Raw genomic sequence first — 18,497 nt, 5'->3', positions numbered from 1 at the left:
GTCAGGCCTCCGGCTTGAGCAGCGGGAAGAGGATGGTCTCGCGGATGCCGGCGTCCGTGAACAGCATCACCAGGCGGTCGATGCCCAGGCCGATGCCGCCCATGGGCGGGGCGCCGTACTCGAGGGCGCGCAGGAAGTCCTCGTCCAGCTGCATCGCCTCGTCGTCGCCGGCGGCCGCCATCGCCGACTGGGCGGTCAGGCGCTCGCGCTGGATGACGGGGTCGATCAGCTCGGAGAACGCGGTGCCGCGCTCCATGCCGCCGATGATCAGGTCCCAGGCCTCGATGACCCGGTCGTCCGAGCGGTGCGGGCGCGCGAGCGGCTGGGCGGCCGGCGGGTAGTCGTACACGAACGTGGGGTTCATCAGGGTGGGCTCCACGATCTCGCCGAACAGCTCGATCACGAGCTTCTCCGCGTCCCACGCGGGGTCCACCTTGACCTCGTGCTCCGCGGCGATCGCCCGCAGCGTCTCGGCGTCCGTCTCCGGGGTGATCTCGCGGCCCACGGCCTCGGACAGCCCCGGGTACACGGCGACCCAGGCCCACTCGCCGTCGAGGTCGATGACGCCCTTCGCGGTCTCGAGCCGACGCCCGGCGCCCACCGCGTCCGCGGCGTTGAGGATGATCTCCTGCATGCGCTCGGCCATGACGTGCATGTCCGCCCACGCCTCATAGGACTCGAGGGTGGTGAACTCGGGCGAGTGGGTCGAGTCCACGCCCTCGTTGCGGAACACGCGGCCGATCTCGAACACGCGGTCGATGCCGCCGACGACGGCGCGCTTGAGGTACAGCTCGGTGGCGATGCGCAGGGTCATCGGCTGGTCGAACGCGTTGAGGTGCGTCTCGAAGGGACGCGCGAGGGCGCCGCCGTGGACGAGCTGGAGCATCGGGGTCTCCACCTCCACGTAGCCGTGGCCCTCGAGGGTGCGCCGCACCGCCGAGGTGACCTTGGCGCGGGTGTAGACCATGCGGCGGGCCTCCTCGCGCACGATCAGGTCCGCGTAGCGCTGGCGGACGCGGGTCTCCTCGTTCAGGTCCGCGTGCAGCACGGGCAGGGGGCGCAGCGCCTTGGAGGCCATCTCCCATGCCGAGGCCATGATGGACAGCTCGCCGCGGCGCGAGACGATCACCTCGCCGGTGACGGAGAGGAAGTCGCCCAGGTCCACGACCTTCTTCCAGTCGGCCAGGGACTCCTCACCGACGGCGGCCAGGGACACCATGACCTGGAGGCGGACGGCCTCCCCGTCCGCGCCGGACTCCTGCAGGGTGGCGAAGCAGAGCTTGCCGGTGTTGCGGAGGAAGACGACGCGCCCGGTCACCGACACGGTCTCGCCCGAGGCCCAGTCAGGCTCGTGGCCGTCGAACCGCTCACGCACCTCGGCCAGCGCGTGGGTGCGCGGCACCTGCACGGGGTAGGCCTCGCGGCCCGAGGCGAGCAGCTGCTCACGCTTGGCGGCGCGGACGGCCTGCTGATCGTGGTGGTCGACGGCGGCGGAGGCGGAGTTCTGGGTGGTCACGGTCCCCGAGTCTACCGACGGCGCCCCGCCGGTCAGCCGCGCACCCCGGGGTTGACGAGGGCCGGGACCTCCGCGCCCGTGGCCATGGCGATCGCGTTGCGCGCGGCCAGCTCGGCCATCGCGGCGCGGGTGTCCCGGGTGGCGGAGCCCAGGTGCGGCAGGAGCATCACGTTCCCCAGCTCGGCCAGGCCCGGGGCGAGGGCGGGCTCGTCCTCGTAGACGTCCAGACCGGCGCCGAAGAGCCGCCCCTCGCGCAGGGCCGTGACGAGGGCCGCCTCGTCCACCACGGGGCCGCGGGCCGTGTTGACGAGGACGGCGTCGTCCTTCATCTTCGCGATCACGTCCGCATCCACGAGGTGGTGGGTGTCGTCCGTCAGGGGCACGTGGAGGGACAGGACGTCCGCGGCCTCGACGAGCTCCTCCCAGCGGACCTGACGGACGCGGCCGGCGAGGTCGCCGAGCTCCGCGGCCGCGACCTCCCGGTGCGCGGGCGGCCGCGGCGCGAACACGACGTCCATGCCGAAGGCGAGCGCACGCTCGGCCACCGCCTTGCCGATCCGCCCGAAACCGGCCAGGCCCAGGGTCGCGCCGCGCACGTCCCGGCCCACGAGCAGGTCCGGCGCCCAGCCGTGGAACCGCCCCTCGCGCACCATCCGCTCACCCTCGGGGGCGCGGCGGGTCACACCGAGAATCAGGAGCATCGCGATGTCCGCGGTGGCGTCCGTGAGCACGTCCGGGGTGTTGCCGACGGCGATCCCCCGCCGCGTCGCGGCGGCCACGTCCACGTTGTTGTAGCCGACCGCGTAGTTGGCGATGCCCCTGATCCGCGCGTCGGCGAGCACGTCGGCGGTGAACTTCTGGTCCAGGGCCGCGACGACGACGTCGTAGTCCCCCGAGGCCACCAGCCGCGCGAGCGCGGCGTCCCCTCCGACGTCGGCGCCGTCCACCACCTCTCCGGCCTCGCGCAGCATCCCGAGCCCGGGCTCAGGGAGGCGGGTCATGAGCAGGAAACGGGGGGTCACGGCGGGGCCTCACTCTCGGATCGGGGGGAGGACGCGGCGTCGTCCGGCGTGACCAGGCTAACCGCGGATGGCGGGTGCAGCCCGGGGCGACGCCCCCTATGATTGACTCTCGTCAATCATTGACTCATGTCAATCACCGCGCCGCCCCTCCCGCCGAAGGACCCCATGACCCCAACCTCCCCCGCCCCCGAGGCCGTCGCGCCGGCCGGCGCCCCCTCGCTCGAGCGCGCCGCCGCCGACGCCGCGCGCCACCGCTCCGTGCTCCAGGCCCTGACCGGCCTCCTGCTGGGCATGTTCGTCTCGATGATCGCCAACACGGTGGTCTCGACCTCGATGCCGGTGATCATCCACGACATCGGCGGCGACCAGACCGCCTACACCTGGGTCATCACCTCGGCCCTGCTCGCCACGGCCATCGCCACCCCGATCTGGGGCAAGCTGGCCGACCTCGTCAACCGCAAGGTCCTCTTCCAGGTCGCCCTGGCGATCTTCGTCGCCGCCTCCGCGGCGGCCGGGTTCACCCACGATCCGACCTTCCTGATCGTCTGCCGCACCGTGCAGGGCCTGGGCGGCGGCGGCCTCGTCGCGCTCAGCCAGGTGATCATGGCGGACATCATCAGCCCGCGTGAGCGCGGCCGCTACATGGGCCTGTTCGGCGCCGTGATGGCCGTGGCCACGGTGGGCGGCCCGCTCGCCGGCGGCGTGATCACCGACCTGTGGGGCTGGCGCTGGAACTTCTTCGTGGCGGTGCCCTTCGCCGTCGTCGCCCTGGTGATGGTGCAGCGCACCCTCCACCTCCCGCACCGCGAGCGCCAGAAGGTGTCCATCGACTACCTCGGCATCGTGTTCCTGACCGCGGCCACCGCGCTGCTGCTGATCTGGGTCACCAGCGCCGGTCGCGACTTCGACTGGGCCAGCACCACCACCGCGTGGATGCTCGGCGGCGCCGCCGTCGCCACCGTCCTGTTCGTCGTGACCGAGCTGCGCGTCGCCGAGCCGCTCATCCCGCTCACCCTCTTCCGCGACCGCACCTTCACCCTCGCGACGATCGCCTCGATCGCCACGGGCCTGGCCATGTTCGGCTCCTCCGTCTACCTGGCCCAGTACATGCAGCTGGCCCGCGGCGCGACGCCGACCCAGGCCGGCCTCATGACCATCCCGATGATCCTCGGCCTGCTCGTGTCCTCCACGGTGATCGGCGGCCTCATCACCCGCACCGGCGTGTGGAAGCGCTGGCTCGTGATCGGCGCCGTCCTGCTGATCGCCGGCACCGCCCTGCTCGGCACCCTGCACTACGACACCTCCTTCTGGCTGGTGTCCCTCTACATGTTCCTGCTCGGCGCCGGCGTCGGCATGACCATGCAGAACCTCGTGCTCGTGGTGCAGAACACCACGGACCCGCGGCAGATGGGCGTCGCCAGCTCCGGCGTCACCTTCTTCCGCACCCTGGGCGGCAGCATCGGTGTCGCCGTGATGGGCGCCGTGGTGTCCAACGTGGTCCCGGACCGCATCGAGGAGCGCCGCGCGGACCTCGCCGCGGCCCTGCGCAGCCTGGGCCCGGACGCCGCCGAGTGGTCCGAGAGCCTGCAGTCCAGCACCCTGCCACGCGTGGCGGAGATGCCCGACGGCCTGCGCTCGATCTTCGAGGACGTCTACGCCACCGGCATCTCCCACGCGTTCCTCGTGGGCGTGCCCCTCGCGATCGTCGCGCTGATCGCGATCCTGTTCCTGCCGAACATCCCGCTGGGTCGCATGACCACCTCCGAGCGCCTCCACGCCACCCGCGCCGACCTGGCCACCCACTCCACGGCCGAGGCCATGCAGACGCTGCCCGCGACCGGTCCGATCCCCGTGGTGACCGCGGCGCAGGGGCAGCATCCGGCCGAGGACCCGGAGGAGTCCCGGGCGGTGGCGGCCGAGCGCCCGGCGACGGCGTCGCCGGTGGCCGGCCGGCCCGTCGTCCCCGCGGCGCTGGCCGTGGCGGGGACGGCCCTGCTGGCGGCCGTCGTCACCGCGCTGGTCCGGGCCCGCCGTGGCTGACGGCGCCCCGGACTCGGGCGGAGGCGGCGACGACGCGGGCTTCGAGGCCGCCGTCCAGGGGCTCGAGCAGGCGTTCTCGCGTCTGGTCCTGCAGCACCGCCAGGTGATGGCCCGCTACGCGGCGGCCCTCAGCCCGGCCCTGTCCGTCGGGGCGATGAAGGCGTTCATGATGCTGGCCAACGAGGGGACCATGACGCCCTCGGCCGTGGCCGAGGGCCTGCTGGTGGACCGCGCCCAGGTCTCCCGCATGGTCCGCGACCTCGAGGCCGCCGGGCTGATCACCCGAGAGTCGGACCCGCGGGACCGCCGCTCCGCCCTCCTGAGCGCCAGCCCCGAGGGGCTCGCCCGCCTCGACGCGGTGCGTGGCGGCCCGGCGGGTCGCGGGCTGCGCGACGACCTGGCGCGCTGGGACCGCGAGGACATCCGGACGCTGACGCGCCTGTTGGACCGGCTGGCCGCCGAGCGTCAGACCCGGATGCAGGACCCCGCCGAGTCCGAGTGAGCCGCCGGCCGGACCCGCGGGGCCCGGCCGGCGGGCGGGATCACCAGATGGTGACGCGCTCCTCCGGGGCCAGCCACATGGGATCCCCCTCGCGCGTGCCGAACGCCTCGTGGAAGGCGTCGATGTTCTTGACCACCTGGTTGCAGCGGAACTCGTTGGGCGAGTGCGGGTCCGAGGCGATGCGGGTGACCATGGCCTCCGGTCGCGTGAGCTGACGCCACACGGTGGCCCAGGCGGTGAAGAACTCGCGGTCCCCCGCCGCGGCGTCGAGGGAGGCGCCGTCGCCCTCGTCCCGCCAGATCTCCAAGGCGCGGTGGGCGATGCCCAGGCCGCCGAGGTCGCCGATGTTCTCCCCGAGGGTGAACTCGCCGTTGACGCGGTGGTCCGGGGCCTCGGCCGGGGAGAGCGCGTTGTACTGGGCCACCAGCCGGGAGGTGCGCTCGGTGAACGCCGCGCGGTCCTCCTCGGTCCACCAGTCCTCGAGCCGGCCGGCGCCGTCGTACCGCGAGCCCTGGTCGTCGAAGCCGTGGCCGATCTCGTGGCCGATCACGGCGCCGATCGCCCCCAGGTTCGCGGCCATCGAGGCCTCGGGGTCGAAGAACGGGGGCTGCAGGATGGCGGCCGGGAAGACGATGGCGTTCTCGAGCGGGGAGTAGTACGCGTTCACCGTCTGCGGCGTGATGTGCCACTCCTCCGGGTCCGGCCCGTCCGCGATCTTGCGCAGGTCCCGCTCCCACTCGAGCTCCGAGGAGGAGCGGGCGTTGCCCAGCAGGTCGCCGGCGTGGACCTCGAGGGCGGAGTAGTCCAGCCACTTCGAGGGGTAGCCCACCATGGGGCGGAACATCGCCAGCTTCTCGAGCGCCCGCTGACGGGTCTCCTCGCCCATCCACTCGAGCTCCTCGATGGACCGGCGATAGGCCTCCTGGAGCAGGCCCACGAGCTCGTCCATCGCGGCCACGTGGCCCTGCGGGAAATGGCGGGCCACGTAGAGCTGCGCCACGTCCTCGCCGGCCGCCCCGTTGACGAACGCGACCGCGCGCTTCCAGCGGGGGCGGACCTCCTCGGTGCCGGCCAGGCGGCGGCCGTAGAAGGAGAAGTTCTCCTGCACGAACGCGTCCGGCAGGAAGCCGGCGAAGGAGCGCAGCACCTGCAGGATCAGCCAGTGACGCCAGTCCTCGAGGTCGGCGGCCTCGGGTCCCTCGAGCAGCCCCTGCACACCGGAGAGGAAGTCCGGCTGCCACACCACGACCTCCGCGGCGCGCTCGCCGGCGGCGTCCACGCCCTCGAGCCACGCGTCGGCCAGGGGGAAGAGCTCCGTCAGCCGGTCGTGGGTCATGGGGTTGTAGCGGGCCACGGCGTCCCGGGTGCGGACCAGGTCCCAGTGCAGGGCGGCGATGCGCTTCTCCAGCTCCACCACCCGGACGCCCAGCGCGGCGGCCTCGTCCCGGTCCGCGCCGATCCCGGCCAGCGTCAGCAGGCGGCCGGTGTGCTCGGTGTACTGCGCGAGGATCTCGGCGTAGGCCTCGTCCCGGTAGTAGGACTCGTCCGGCAGGCCCAGGCCGCCCTGGAGCAGGTGCAGGAGCATGCGGTCCGGGTTCCCGGCGTCGTTGAGTGCGCCGGTGTTGATGAGGCCGGAGACGCCCTGGCGCTGCAGTCGCCCGGACAGGGCGAGCAGCTCCGCGGGGGTGGACACGGTGGCCACCGCCGCCAGGTCCGAGGCGATCGGCTCGAGGCCGCGGGCCTCCACGGTCTCGTCGTCCATGAAGGAGGCGTACAGCGCGGCGATCCGGCGCTTGAGCTCCGGATGCTCCATGCCCTCCGTGTCCTCCGCATCCAGCGGCGCGAGCGGGGCGTCCCGGTGCGCGCCGGCCGCGGCCGTGGCCTGCACGCGCGCCTGGGCGGGGTCGAAGCCCGCGCCGACCTCGCGCACGGCGTCCTCGCACAGGTGCCGGACGGCGAGCTCGGCCGCGTCCCGCAGCTCGAGGAACGCGCCGTAGGCACCCTGGTCCGCGGGGATCTCGTGGGTGTCCAGCCACCCGGCGTTGACGTGGCGGTACAGGTCCTCGCGCGGCGACGGGACTTCGGGCTCGGCGGTGGCGGTCACGGCGGATCCTCCTGGACGTGGGGGGTGGGACGGTCTCGCACGGCACTCTAGCCGTGACACCGGACACGACGACGGGCACGCACCCTGGTCGGGTGCGTGCCCGTCGTCGTGGGGACGGCCGGCCCGGGGGCCGCCGTCGTGAAGCGGGGGGTCAGCCGACCTCGGCGGCCAGCTTCGCGAGCGACTCCTCCATCTGCTCCTCGGAGACCATCGGGAAGAGGTTCTTCTCCAGCAGCTCCGGGTCGGTCACGTCGGTCCAGTCGTAGGTGAGGGACACGTCCGTGCTGCCGGAGCCGTTGTCCTCGAGCCGGTAGACCCACTGCCAGCCCTTGGGCTCGGTGCCGGCGGGGGCGGTCTTCCAACCGACCAGCTTGTTCGGGTCGTAGGCGACCACGTGGTTGTCCGTCTGGTAGTCGCCACCCATGTGCTCCGCGTGCATGTTCATGGTGAACACGTCGCCGACCTTCTGGATGCGCTGGGTCTTGTCGTCCGACTGCACCATGCCCGAGCCGTCGAACTTCGCGTGGTTCGCGGGCAGGGTCAGGAAGTCGAACACGTCCTTGGCAGAGGCGTCGATGGTGCGGGTGACGGTCTGCTGGGTCTCGCCGTGGGCGGTCTTGTTCATCTCGGTCATGGCATCAACCTAGGCACGGGGCCGGGGCGGCCGACAAGGTCTGGGGGTCAGTCCGGCACGTTGCGCCCACGCCGGAACGCGGACACGCTGCGGTGGCCGGCCACGCTGAACCGCCACGGGAAGCGCACGGAGCCGCCCTCCCCCGAGACGCCGACGCGCGGGCCCGTCACGACCTCGGTCGGCGGCTCGGCCGGATCGCGGGGCGCGGGCGGAGCCAGGAGGAACCGGGCGGGCGCGGCCGGCGCGGCGAGGCGGGCCGAGGTGCCACCGTCGTCGGCCACCTCCGGCGGCGCGGCGACGATCTCCACGGGCGCGTGGCCCATCTCCAGGGTGATGCCGAGGCCCTGGCCGAGGTTGCCCGGGCCGGAGAGCAGCTTGGGGCCGGTGTCCCGGCCACGGCGGGCCACCGCGAGGTCCCCTCCCGCGAGCACCTCGGCCGCACGCAGCAGCACACCGCCGGCCTCCCCCTCGGGGTGGCCGACCAGGTTCAGGCAGCGGTGGATGCCGTAGTTCAGGTACACGTACGTGCGCCGCGGCGGCCCGAACAGCGCGGCATTGCGCTCGGTGCGACCGCGGAACGAGTGGGCGCCGGGGTCTGCGCCCGCGTTCCCGTACGCCTCGGTCTCGGTCAGCCGCACGGTGACGGCGCCGTCCGGGGCGACGACGGTCAGCCGGCACCCCAGCAGCGTCGCGGCGAGCGCGGGCGAGGGGCCGTCGAAGGCGGCGGCGAGACGCTCCGGGGTCACGGCAGCGGCCCCGCGGCGGGCAGCACCATGGTGTCGATCAGCCGGACGGGCGGCACGTGCGCGGCCACGAGGGCGAGGGCCTCGCGGCGCAGCGGCTGGCACAGCAGCTCCGGACCGAGCTCGGCGAAGGTGTCCCGGTCCACCACCACGAGGTGGTCCAGCTCGACGCCCGGCTCGTCCTCGACCATCCGGCGCGCGGCCTGGACGTCGACGGGCTCACCGGCCGCCGCGGCGTCGGCCAGGGAGCGCAGGGCGCGGCTGAGGACGAGCGCGTGCTCCAGGCCCGCGGCGTCCAGGCGGGTGTTGCGGCTGGAGAGCGCGAGGCCCTCGGGCGAGCGGACGATGGGCACGGCGCGGACGTCGACGTCGATGTCGAGGTCCGTGGCCAGGCGGCGCAGGACGGTGAGCTGCTGCGCGTCCTTCTGGCCGAAGTAGCTGCGCAGGACCGGCGCCGCCGGGCGCACGATGTTCCACAGCTTCGCCACGACGGTGGCCACGCCGTCGAAGTGGCCCGGGCGGGAGGCGCCCTCGAGGACCTCCCCCATGCGGCCGGCGGAGACGGTGACGATCGGCGCGTCCGGGTAACCCGGGTACATCTCCTGCACGTCCGGGGCGAACACGACGTCGGCGCCCGCCGCCGCCAGCAGGTCCAGGTCCGCGTCGAGGGTGCGCGGGTAGTGCTCCAGGTCGGCCGGATCGCCGAACTGGAGCGGGTTCACGAAGATGCTGACCGCGACGACGTCGTTCTCGGCGCGGGCCCGCCGCACCAGGGCCGCGTGGCCGCCGTGGAGGGCGCCCATCGTGGGGATCAGGCCGACGGTGACGGGCTCGGCGTCGCCGTCGTCCGTGGCGTGGGCGACGAGCTCACGGAGAGCGGAGCGCATCTCGGCGACGGTCCGGGCCAGACGCGGGCGCGCGGAGACGCCGTCGGCCTCGGCCGTCACGGGAGCGGGGAGGGCGTCCTCGAGGGTCAGGCCGGTGCCGGCGGGGACGGGGCGCTGGTCGGGGACGCGGTCGAGAGGGGTCACCCTCCGAGTCTAGGCACGGGGCCTCGGGGAGGACTTCCGCCTCACCACGCGCATCTGGTCCAAGGCCTGAGCCGCGGGCCGGATTCGGCCCCACCACGCGCGACGCCGGCCAGTCCCGTCAACGGGACCGGCCGGCGTCGTGCTCGGGTCGGGCTCAGGCGTCCTTCGCGGTGTCCTTCACCTGGCGGGCGGCGTCCTGGGACTCCGCCTTGAGGTCCTGCGCCGTGTCCGTGCCCTGCTCCTTGAGGTGGGACGCGGCCTCGGCAGCCGACTCCTTCACGCTCCCGGCGGCCTCGCGGGCGGCGGGCTCGAGGTCCTCGCGCAGCTGCTGGGCGGCCTGCTTGGCCTCGTCCACCAGCGGGGCGGCCTGCTCCTTGAGGCCCTCCGCGGCGCGCTGCTCCACGCGTGAGGCGGGGATCAGCGAGCTGAGCAGCAGGCCGGCGCCGAAGGCGATCAGCCCGGCGGCCAGCGGGTTGCCCGCGGTGCGGCCGCGCAGCTGAGCCGGGGCCTGCTGCAGGGCGAGCTGGGCGTCGTCGGCCCACTCGGACACGCGGTCGCCGGCATCGCCCAGGCGGTCCTGGGCCTGGCCGGCAGCGTCGTACGCGGAGGCCCGGGCGTCGTCGATCACCCCGTGGGCGCGATCGCCCAGCGAGGGCTCGTGGCGGTGCTGCTCCGGGGAGCCCATGATGTTCTCCTTCGCGTGGATGAAGCCGTCCTTGATGCGGTTGGTCTGCCGGGACACGGCCTTCGTGGGGCTCACCTTCTCGGCGAGGGCGTCCACGTCCTGGCCGAGCTCGCGGCGCGTGCGCTCGATGTCGGCGCGGATCTCATCGGGGTTGTTGCTCGTGGTCATCGCGTCTCCTTCGCGGGGTTCAGGGTCTCGGGGATCTCCTGAAGCGTCTCCTGGGTCTGCGGCAGACCCTTGATCTTCTCGATGTCCTTCTTGCCCTGCACGGCCAGCACGGCCGCCACGATGCCCCACAGCACGGCCACGATCAGCGCGGCCCAGCCGATCGGCAGGAACACGTCGAGCAGGTACATCAGGGCGAGGGACAGGAACATCAGCAGGAAGAAGCCGCCGACGGCGGCGCCGGCCAGCAGCCCCGCCCCCTTGCCGGCCTTCTTCGCGGACTCGGTGGCCTCGGCCTTGGCCAGGGCGATCTCCTGGCTGACCAGCGTCGACAGCTTGGCCGACAGGCTCTGGAACATCTCGCCGAGGCTCTCGTGCTCGGCGCGGGACTCCGCCTGCGTGGGCGGCGGGGTGTGCGCGCCGGAGTGCGGCGTCGCGTCGCGGAACGGCTCGTGGGCGGTGCTCATGCGTCACCCCCGGGCCGGGTCTGGTCGAACGGCCGCTCGGCGGTCAGGCCCTGCTGGACCGGTGCCTGCGTGCCGTACGGGACGTCCCCGACGCCGGCCGCGCGGCGGGGCCCGGCGCCGTCCGCGACGCGGCCGTCGGCCTGGGAGAGCGAATCGCTCGAGTAGGCCGGGGCCTGCGAGTCCAGGTGGTGCGGAGTCACGTCCGCGTGCACCGCGTCCGGACGGGTCTCGTGACGGCGCGGCGAGGTGGAGGCGGTGGAGTCGGGCTGGGCGGCGTCGCGGATGCCGCGCGTCAGTCGACCGGCCACCAGCCCGGCGCCCAGGGCGAGGGCCAGGAACGTGCCCGGACGGCGAGCGGCGAAGCCGCGCACGTCCTGCAGCAGGTCCTGCGGGGAAGCGGTCTCCAGGCGCTGGGTCAGGGCCTCGGCACGGTCCGCCACCGAGGCGACGCCCTGGCGCACCAAATCGGTCTGCGGCTGCTCACCGGAGACCACGCGGTGCAGGTCGTCGGTGTAGCTGCGCACCTGGCCCGCGAGCCGCTCCTGCTGGGTCTGCACCTGCGCGCCGACCTGCTCCTGGGCGGAGCCGACCAGCGACTGCACCTGGTCAGCGGCCTCGTCCTTCACCTGGCCGGCCTCGTGCTTGGCGGTGGCCGCGAGGTCCTGGGCCTTGTCCTTGGCGTCGTGGGCCACGGCCTTCGCCTGGCCCTGGGCCTCGCCCGCGGCCTGCTGGGCCTTGCCCTTCGCCTGGTCCTTGGCGTCACGGCCCTCGGCTGAGGAGCCGTGGGCGTTCTTCGGCGTGTTCGTCGTCATGCTGTGCCTTCCTTCGTCCGGGTCGGCGTCCCTCATGGCCGGCCCTTCTGGCCGTCCACGTCACCGGGTCCACCGGTCTTGAGCGCCAAGGTAAGCACCGCAGGGACCCTGCCGGAAGACCTCGGGTCCGCCGGGATCGGTCGACGCAACACGCGTGCCGCCGCGCCCCCCACCGGGCCGGGCGGCGCGACGGCGTCGTCTCCGGTCGGGACGGGGTCAGCGCACCTTCAGGCCCCGCTGGGCGGTCTTGCCGACGCCCCGGCCCGGGTGCTCCTTCTTGCCCTGCATCCAGACGTCCACGGCCTGCACGCCGAGGTCGGGGTGGTCGGTGAAGAAGCCGTCGATGCCGGCGTCGAGGAACGGCTGGATCATGCCGACCATGTCGCCCTGTGCGTTCCGGTCCGTGGAGGAGCGGAACTCCGTGTAGAGGAACTGGTTCTCGGCGCGGAAGGTGTACGGCACCACCTCGAGGCCCGCGCGGTGGGCGAGGGAGACGAACGCGGTCTCCTCGCCCATCGAGCCGTCCTTCTCCTTGGTGATGATCTGCGCGAAGGCCGGGCCGAGCGTGTCGACGCCGGCCGCGCGGATCTCGCGCATGCCCGCGGCGGTCTCGTAGAAGTCGTAGTCGCGGAGTTCGTCGCCGGCGGCCACGGAGTCATAGGGTGCGCCGGTGACGCTGGAGAGGAACACCGTCTCGGCCTTGAGGCCGAGGTTCTCGTTGAGATCGCGCAGGTTGGCGAGTTCGAAGGACTGCACGGTGGCGGGGGCGTTGCGCTTGTTCAGGCCGTGCTCGTCGAGCAGCTCGACGACGCGCTCCTCCATGGACAGGCCGATGGAGTCGAAGTAGGTGGGGTGCTTGATCTCGGGGATGACGCCGATCTCGCGGCCGTGCCGGGCCGAGAGGCGCTCCCGCAGCTCGAGCACCTCCTCGAAGGTGGGCACCTGGTACCGGCCGTCGTAGGACGCGGACTCGGGGCGGACCTGCGGCAGGCGCTCCTTGGCGCGCAGGGTCTTGAGCTCGGCGAGGGTGAAGTCCTCGGTGAACCAGCCGGTGAGGGCCACGCCGTCGACGACCTTGGTGGTCCTGCGGTCCGCGAACTCGGGTCGCTGGGCGACGTCCGTGGTGCCGTCGATCAGGTTCTCGTGGCGGACCACGAGCACGCCGTCCTTGGTGGAGACCAGGTCCGGCTCGATCACATCCGCGCCCTGGGCGGCGGCCAGCTCGTAGGCGGCCAGGGTGTGCTCGGGGCGGTAGCCGGAGGCACCACGATGACCCACGACGTCGGGACGCACTACGGGCTTGCCCGTGACGGACTGCGCGGCGGCCGGGGTCTCCGTTGCGGCGGGGGCGGCGACGGCCGGGGCGGCCAGCGGGGCGCTGACGGCGACGGCGGCGGCGAGGGCCACGAGGCCGCGGGCGGCGTGACGACGGACGGAGGTCATGGAACGGTCCTTTCCGGGGGGGGATGACCGCTCCAGTGGGCCAGATCCGGGTGTCGGCCGGGTGGCCCCCCTCCGGCCACAGCCGGCCCGTCCGGTGAACAGCCGGTGACGGGCGGCTGATCGGAGAGGTTCAGCCGCCCGTCACGATGCGCGGCGCCGGGCAGGGATCGGGTCGGCGTCAGCCGACGGCGAGTGCCCCCAGGATGATCACGGCGACGGCCAGTACGGGGATCACGAGCGTGATCATCGCCACGTCCTTGTACGACTCGCGGTGCGTCATGCCACACACGAGGAGCAGAGTGATCACTGCCCCGTTGTGGGGCATCGAGTCGAGCCCCCCGGATGCCATCGCGGTGACTCGGTGGAGCAATTCGAGGCTGTAGCCCTGCTCGACCGCCAGAGATCGGAGGTCCTCCCCGATGGCGTTCAACGCGATCGTCATACCGCCCGAAGCCGAACCCGTGATGCCGGCGATGACCGAAGTGGAGATCGCCGTCGCCGCCAGGGCGTTCATACCGGGGGCTAGGATGCCATTTTTGACGATGGCGAAGGCCGCCAGAGAGGCGATGACCGCTCCGTAGCCTACCTCCGACGCGGTGCTGAAGATGGGCACCAGTGACCGCTGGGCGCCGACGATGAAGTTCTCCCAGATCACACGCAGGTGGCGGACGTTGAGCAGGACGATGATCGCCACGGCGGCCAGCAGTGCCGAGAGGACGGCCCAGACCGCAGACCGGCCGGCCAGAGTGGCCCCACCGTACTTCTCCTCCTGGAGATACCCCCAGTCCATGGCCGGGAAGACAACCGTCGTCGCCAGCAGGTTGACCACGAAGACCGCCAGGATCGGCAGGAAGGGCAGCAGCGCGTTCCGTGGCTCGGGAAGGAGCACCTCCCCGGCCTCGGACTCTTTCACCAGAGTGCCGACGGCGGCGTCACCGGTCGGGCCGGCGGCCTTCCCCGCGTTCGCCTCACCCACACCCGCCGCCCGCTCCAGGTCGGTCAGGTGGCCGAACCGTTCCCCGGCCGCGACGAGCCGTCCGACCCGGAAGTGCAGCCACACCATGCCGAGGCCGAGCATCAGGACACTTCCCACCACGCCGATGATCGGCGCGGCAAACGTGCCTGTGCCGAAGAACTGCCCCGGGATGATGTTCTGGATCTGCGGCGTCCCCGGGAGGGCCGTCATCGTGAAGGTCAGGATGCCCAGCGCGATCGTGGCGGGGATCATCCGCCGCGGCAGGTCAGCCATCCGGAAGAGTTCCTTCGCGAGGGGGAACATCACGAACACGGCCACGAACACACTTACGCCGCCATACGTCAGGATGGCGGCGGTGAACACCGTCGCCAGGATGGCCCGCTGAGGGCGCAGCCACCGGGTGATGACCTGGGCGACGGCGCGGGCGTACCCGGTGATCGACATCAGCCGTCCGAAGATCGCTCCGGTCACGAAGATCGGGAAGTAGCTGGTGATGAACTTGCCCAGCGCGGGCATGAAGATGTCCGTGTATGTCGCCAGGAACGGCGCCCCCGAGAAGACCATCGCCACGGCGGCGCACACCGGGGCCGCGATGACCACCGAGGTCCCCCGGTAGGCCATGGTGATGAGGAGGAGCAAGGAGAGGATGATGCCCAGGAATCCGATGATCATGGAGTGTTCATCTCACGAGGTTGTCAGTGAGCCGACGGCTCAGTGGGAGGGGAACCCGAGGTCGACTTGGGACTCGCTGGCCTCGGGCCAACGTGAGGAGACGACCTTTCGCCGGGTGTAGAAGTTGAACCCCTCGGGGCCGTACATGTGCGTGTCCCCGAACAGCGAGTCCTTCCAGCCTCCGAAACTGAACGAGCCCACCGGGACGGGGATCGGGATGTTCACCCCGACCATGCCGACTTCGATGTCGTACTCGAACGAGCGCACGGTCTTCCCATCGCGGGTGAACACCGACGTGCCGTTCGCGAACCGGTTCTCATTGATCAGGTCGACCGCGTCCTCATACGTGTCAACGCGCACGACCGCCAGCACGGGGCCGAAGATCTCGTCGTCGTAGACCTTCATGCCCGGCCGGACATGGTCGACGATGCTGGGCCCAATGAAGAAGCCCTCGGTCGGCACGTCGTGGGTCCTCCCGTCCAGCACGAGCGTTCCACCCTCCTGCGCGGCGCCGTCCACATAGGACGTGACCCGCTCCAGCGCGTCGCGGGTGATGAGCGGGCCCATCTCGGCTTCGGGCTGGTCGCCCGGACGGACGACGAGTGCCCGGGCCAGTTCCGTGACCCGGTCGACGAACTGGTCGGCGATGTCGCCCACCACCACCGCCACCGAGATCGCCATGCAGCGCTCGCCGGCAGAACCGAAGGCGGCCGAGACAGCCGCGGCGGCCGCGCTCTCGAGGTCGGCGTCCGGCATGACGACCATGTGGTTCTTGGCCCCGCCCAAAGCCTGAACGCGCTTCCCCTCGTTCGCGGCCGTCGTGTAGATGTGATGGGCCACCGGCGTTGAACCCACAAAGGAGACAGCCTTGACCTGCGGGTGGCTGAGGAGCGCGTCCACCGCCTCCTTGTCGCCGTGGACGACATTCAGGATGCCCTCAGGCAGGCCCGCCTCCAGAAAGACCTCAGCCAGCCAGTTGGCGGCTGAAGGGTCGCGCTCGCTCGGCTTGAGGACGACGGCGTTGCCGGCAGCGATCGCCGTGGTGAACATCCAGAGCGGCACCATGGCAGGGAAGTTGAAGGGCGTGATGCACGCAACCACCCCCACCGGCTGCCGGATCTGCTTGACGTCGACACCGTCGGCCACCTGCTCGGCGAACTCTCCCTTCATGTGATGCAGGAGCCCGGCGCAGAACTCGACGTTCTCCATCCCCCGCGCGATCTCGCCGAGTGCGTCGGAGTGGACCTTGCCGTGTTCTCTCGTGATGATCCGAGCCAGCTCGTCCTTCCGCGCGTTGATGATCTCCCCGGCCCGAAACATGATCTTCGAACGCTTCACCAACCCGACGCGCCGCCACTCCCGCTGTGCACGCACCGCGTCCCGTACGGCTTCGTCGACCCGGGACGACGGCGCCTGGACGAGCTCAGCGATCTGCTGGCCCGTCGCCGGGTTGTAAACGGGGGTGGTGCGGTCGCCGCCCCGAGCCTTCCCCCCGATGAAGTGTTCGATGACGGTGGTCTTTCCTGCGGACATGGTGGTCATGCTCAGCTCCTGCGTGTATGCGGGGAATCGTTCAGATCTCGGCCTGGCTCTTGCCAGGCGTCACGTACTTCACGACGAGGGTGCAGTCCTTGTCACCCAGACCTTCGTCACGCAGCCGGTGCAGTTGCTCTTGGGCGAGAGACGCCGCCTCGAGGTGAAGGCCAGCGGCCTTACCCGCATCCACCGCCAAGGTGACGTCCTTGATGGCCAGGTCCGCTCGGAAGCTGGCCTCGAAGTTGTTGTTGGCGGCGGCACTCGGAACGACCCCCGCGACGGGATACCACGTCTGCTGCGACCAGGACATGCCGGATGAGGCCGTCGTGATCTCCCAAAAGGTCTTCGGGTCCAGTCCCAGGTGTTTCGCGAGCTGGGACCCTTCGGACGCCGCCATCTGCGTGATGAACAGCATCATGTTGTTGGCGATTTTGGCGGCGATGCCCGCCGTCGGCCCGCCCGCGGCGAACGCCTTGCCCGACATCGGCTTCACGTGCTCCAGGGCTTCGGCGACATCGGCCTCGCGTCCGCCGATCATGAACGCGAGGGTCGCGGCAGCGGCCCCGGACGTGCCCCCGCTCACCGGGGCATCGACGAAGCGCACGCCATGCTTGGGCGCTTCCTCGTGACACCAGCGGGACGTCTCGATGTCCACGGTGGACGAGTCCATGATGAGCGTCCCCGGACGGGCGTTGCTGAACACCCCGCCGTCCTGGGAGAGCACGTCGCGCACGTGCTGGCCCTTCGGAAGCATCGTCACCACCACGTCGGCGTCGGCGACCGCCTCCGCAATGGAGCCGACGACGTCCACGCCCACCCTCCGCGCGTCCTCCCGCGCCGCGTCACTCAGGTCGTAACCCCTGACTGGATGGCCGGACGCGACCAGGTTGCCAGCCATGGGTGCACCCATGTTCCCGAGTCCGATCCACGCGAAACGAGTCATCTCAATCCAGCCTCCTGCGTTGCCATGCTGTGGTGCAGCTCACACTAAGGGGGGTGTGTGTGGGTATCAATGCATCTGCGAGAGGGGAAATTGCACAGATGATGTGCGTTCGTGCATCATCAGCCGATGGAGCGCTGGAAAGCCGTCACCCAGATGGAAGGGCTGGTCACCCTCCTCCTCGTTGTCCGAGAGGGTCGCCTCGATGCAGCTGCAGAGGAATTGCAGGTGAATCGGACGACGGTCACACGCCGCTTGAAGGCGCTCGAGGCGGCCCTGGGCGGCCGGGTCGTCGTCCGGGGTCCTGCAGGGATGGAGGTGACGCCACTGGGCGAAAAAGCGCTCGCTGCCGCGCGCGCGCTCGAAGCCGCCGTGGAGCCTCTGACGGGTCGGCACCGAGGCGACCTTCACGGGGTCATCCGTCTCGGAGTTCCAGAGGCCTTCGCCGTGGCATTCGCGGCGCCGAGCATCGCCGAGCTCCAAACCGCTCATCCCCGCCTGCAGGTCCAGATCCGGACAAACCCGGCGCGGGGCCGCACGTCACACACGGACCTGGACATGGTGGTCACCGTCGGCCACCCCGGGCAGTCCCGTGCCCTGACCCGCTTCCTCCGCGACTACGAACTCCGGCTCTACGCGTCCGAGGACTACGTCCGACGGCACGGTGCTCCACAGGACCTGGCCGACCTAGGCGACCACCCGCTCGTCTACTACGTGGAGACGGAACTGAGCACCGAATCCCTGGACGCCGCGCGCGAGTCGCTTCGACACATGCGGACCGGTGCCAGCTCGACCAGTGTCATGGCCCAAGTGGCGGCGACCCGGGCCGGGGCCGGCATCGGGCTGCTGCCCGACTTCTGCGCAGGCGATGACCCCGACCTGGTCCCCATCCTGCCGAACGTCTTCCACCACCGGATGGAGTACTGGCTCATGGTCACGGTCGAGGCATGGCGCAATCCGACGGTCCGCGCTGTGCACGAGCGCCTAGGGCATGTCTGACAATCGTTTTGACCATGCGATCACAGCATTCAGGACCACAGCGGCCCTGTAGATGATCGCGTACTTGTCATACCGGGTCGCCAGACCCCGCCACTGCTTCAGGTGCGCGTACTGGCGCTCGATGACGTTGCGGCCCTTGTAGGCGTCCGCGTCGAGGCTGACGGGGCGCCCGCCGCGGGCACCGCGCCGTCTGCGGTGGCCCTGCTGGTC

Annotated in this window: 16 protein-coding genes and 1 pseudogene; 3 read left to right on the top strand and 14 right to left on the bottom strand. The window is 71.5% G+C overall.

Going from position 1 to position 18,497, the window contains the following annotated elements; genetic code table 11:
* Position 1: 1 nt before the first annotated feature.
* Complete coding sequence (lysS, locus tag ABIB16_RS06355) at positions 2-1,516, bottom strand: lysine--tRNA ligase (protein WP_044658626.1); 1,515 nt, start codon at positions 1,514-1,516, stop codon at positions 2-4.
* 32 nt (positions 1,517-1,548) lie between these two features.
* Positions 1,549-2,538 carry a 2-hydroxyacid dehydrogenase gene (locus ABIB16_RS06350; RefSeq protein ID WP_127435170.1) on the bottom strand — a complete coding sequence of 330 codons (990 nt, stop codon included), beginning with the start codon at positions 2,536-2,538 and terminating at the stop codon, positions 1,549-1,551.
* Between the two features lie 165 nt (positions 2,539-2,703).
* Between ABIB16_RS06350 and ABIB16_RS06345 the strand changes: the two genes are divergently transcribed.
* On the top strand, positions 2,704-4,578 hold the full coding sequence (locus tag ABIB16_RS06345) for an MDR family MFS transporter (RefSeq protein ID WP_044658624.1): 1,875 nt from the start codon (positions 2,704-2,706) through the stop codon (positions 4,576-4,578).
* A complete protein-coding gene (locus ABIB16_RS06340; protein WP_354436123.1) occupies positions 4,571-5,080 on the top strand; it encodes a MarR family winged helix-turn-helix transcriptional regulator in 510 nt (169 codons plus the stop codon). Before ABIB16_RS06345 ends, ABIB16_RS06340 begins: the two co-directional genes overlap by 8 nt.
* 40 nt (positions 5,081-5,120) lie before the next feature.
* On the opposite strand, the gene ABIB16_RS06335 is transcribed toward ABIB16_RS06340, so the two are convergent.
* The 11 genes from ABIB16_RS06335 to ABIB16_RS06285 all read right to left on the bottom strand — a co-directional run bounded on the left by ABIB16_RS06335 (position 5,121) and on the right by ABIB16_RS06285 (position 17,291).
* The gene (locus tag ABIB16_RS06335) at positions 5,121-7,184 is read right to left on the bottom strand and encodes a M13 family metallopeptidase (protein WP_354436122.1); all 2,064 of its coding nucleotides are present in this window, start codon (positions 7,182-7,184) and stop codon (positions 5,121-5,123) included.
* 151 nt (positions 7,185-7,335) lie between these two features.
* Positions 7,336-7,818, bottom strand: coding sequence for an SRPBCC family protein (locus ABIB16_RS06330; RefSeq protein ID WP_036314813.1), 483 nt, complete (start codon positions 7,816-7,818; stop codon positions 7,336-7,338).
* Between the two features lie 47 nt (positions 7,819-7,865).
* Positions 7,866-8,564 carry a DNA-3-methyladenine glycosylase gene (locus ABIB16_RS06325; protein WP_230259968.1) on the bottom strand — a complete coding sequence of 233 codons (699 nt, stop codon included), beginning with the start codon at positions 8,562-8,564 and terminating at the stop codon, positions 7,866-7,868.
* Positions 8,561-9,592, bottom strand: coding sequence for a pantoate--beta-alanine ligase (gene panC, locus ABIB16_RS06320; RefSeq protein WP_044658620.1), 1,032 nt, complete (start codon positions 9,590-9,592; stop codon positions 8,561-8,563). The genes ABIB16_RS06325 and panC overlap by 4 nt, the downstream gene beginning before the upstream one ends.
* Positions 9,593-9,746: 154 nt before the next feature.
* Entirely contained in the window at positions 9,747-10,445 is a 699-nt protein-coding gene (locus ABIB16_RS06315; protein ID WP_036338457.1) for a DUF3618 domain-containing protein, read from the bottom strand.
* Entirely contained in the window at positions 10,442-10,909 is a 468-nt protein-coding gene (locus tag ABIB16_RS06310) for a phage holin family protein (protein WP_354436121.1), read from the bottom strand. Before ABIB16_RS06310 ends, ABIB16_RS06315 begins: the two co-directional genes overlap by 4 nt.
* A complete protein-coding gene (locus ABIB16_RS06305) occupies positions 10,906-11,721 on the bottom strand; it encodes a CsbD family protein (protein ID WP_020625303.1) in 816 nt (271 codons plus the stop codon). Before ABIB16_RS06305 ends, ABIB16_RS06310 begins: the two co-directional genes overlap by 4 nt.
* Positions 11,722-11,937: 216 nt before the next feature.
* A complete protein-coding gene (locus tag ABIB16_RS06300; RefSeq protein ID WP_044659881.1) occupies positions 11,938-13,164 on the bottom strand; it encodes a glycerophosphodiester phosphodiesterase in 1,227 nt (408 codons plus the stop codon).
* Positions 13,165-13,342: 178 nt separating this feature from the next.
* Entirely contained in the window at positions 13,343-14,704 is a 1,362-nt protein-coding gene (locus tag ABIB16_RS06295) for a GntP family permease (protein WP_354436157.1), read from the bottom strand.
* Positions 14,705-14,851: 147 nt separating this feature from the next.
* Positions 14,852-16,354 (bottom strand): CoA-acylating methylmalonate-semialdehyde dehydrogenase, encoded by a 1,503-nt coding sequence (locus tag ABIB16_RS06290; RefSeq protein ID WP_502915457.1) that lies wholly within the window; start codon positions 16,352-16,354, stop codon positions 14,852-14,854.
* A 31-nt stretch (positions 16,355-16,385) separates the two neighbouring features.
* Positions 16,386-17,291 carry an NAD(P)-dependent oxidoreductase gene (locus tag ABIB16_RS06285; protein ID WP_282963238.1) on the bottom strand — a complete coding sequence of 302 codons (906 nt, stop codon included), beginning with the start codon at positions 17,289-17,291 and terminating at the stop codon, positions 16,386-16,388.
* Positions 17,292-17,417: 126 nt separating this feature from the next.
* On the opposite strand from ABIB16_RS06285, the gene ABIB16_RS06280 reads away from it, so the two are divergent.
* Positions 17,418-18,287 (top strand): LysR family transcriptional regulator, encoded by an 870-nt coding sequence (locus ABIB16_RS06280; protein ID WP_354436120.1) that lies wholly within the window; start codon positions 17,418-17,420, stop codon positions 18,285-18,287.
* On the opposite strand, the pseudogene ABIB16_RS06275 reads toward ABIB16_RS06280, so the two are convergent.
* Positions 18,273-18,497: pseudogene (locus ABIB16_RS06275) on the bottom strand (IS5/IS1182 family transposase); the annotation flags it as partial. The gene ABIB16_RS06280 and the pseudogene ABIB16_RS06275 overlap by 15 nt on opposite strands.

This window comes from Micrococcus sp. UYEF5, from assembly GCF_040546065.1.
GTDB classification, from domain to species: domain Bacteria; phylum Actinomycetota; class Actinomycetes; order Actinomycetales; family Micrococcaceae; genus Micrococcus; species Micrococcus luteus.
The sequence above is the reverse complement of the archived record's forward strand: the minus strand, read 5'-3'. Positions and strand labels throughout refer to the sequence as shown.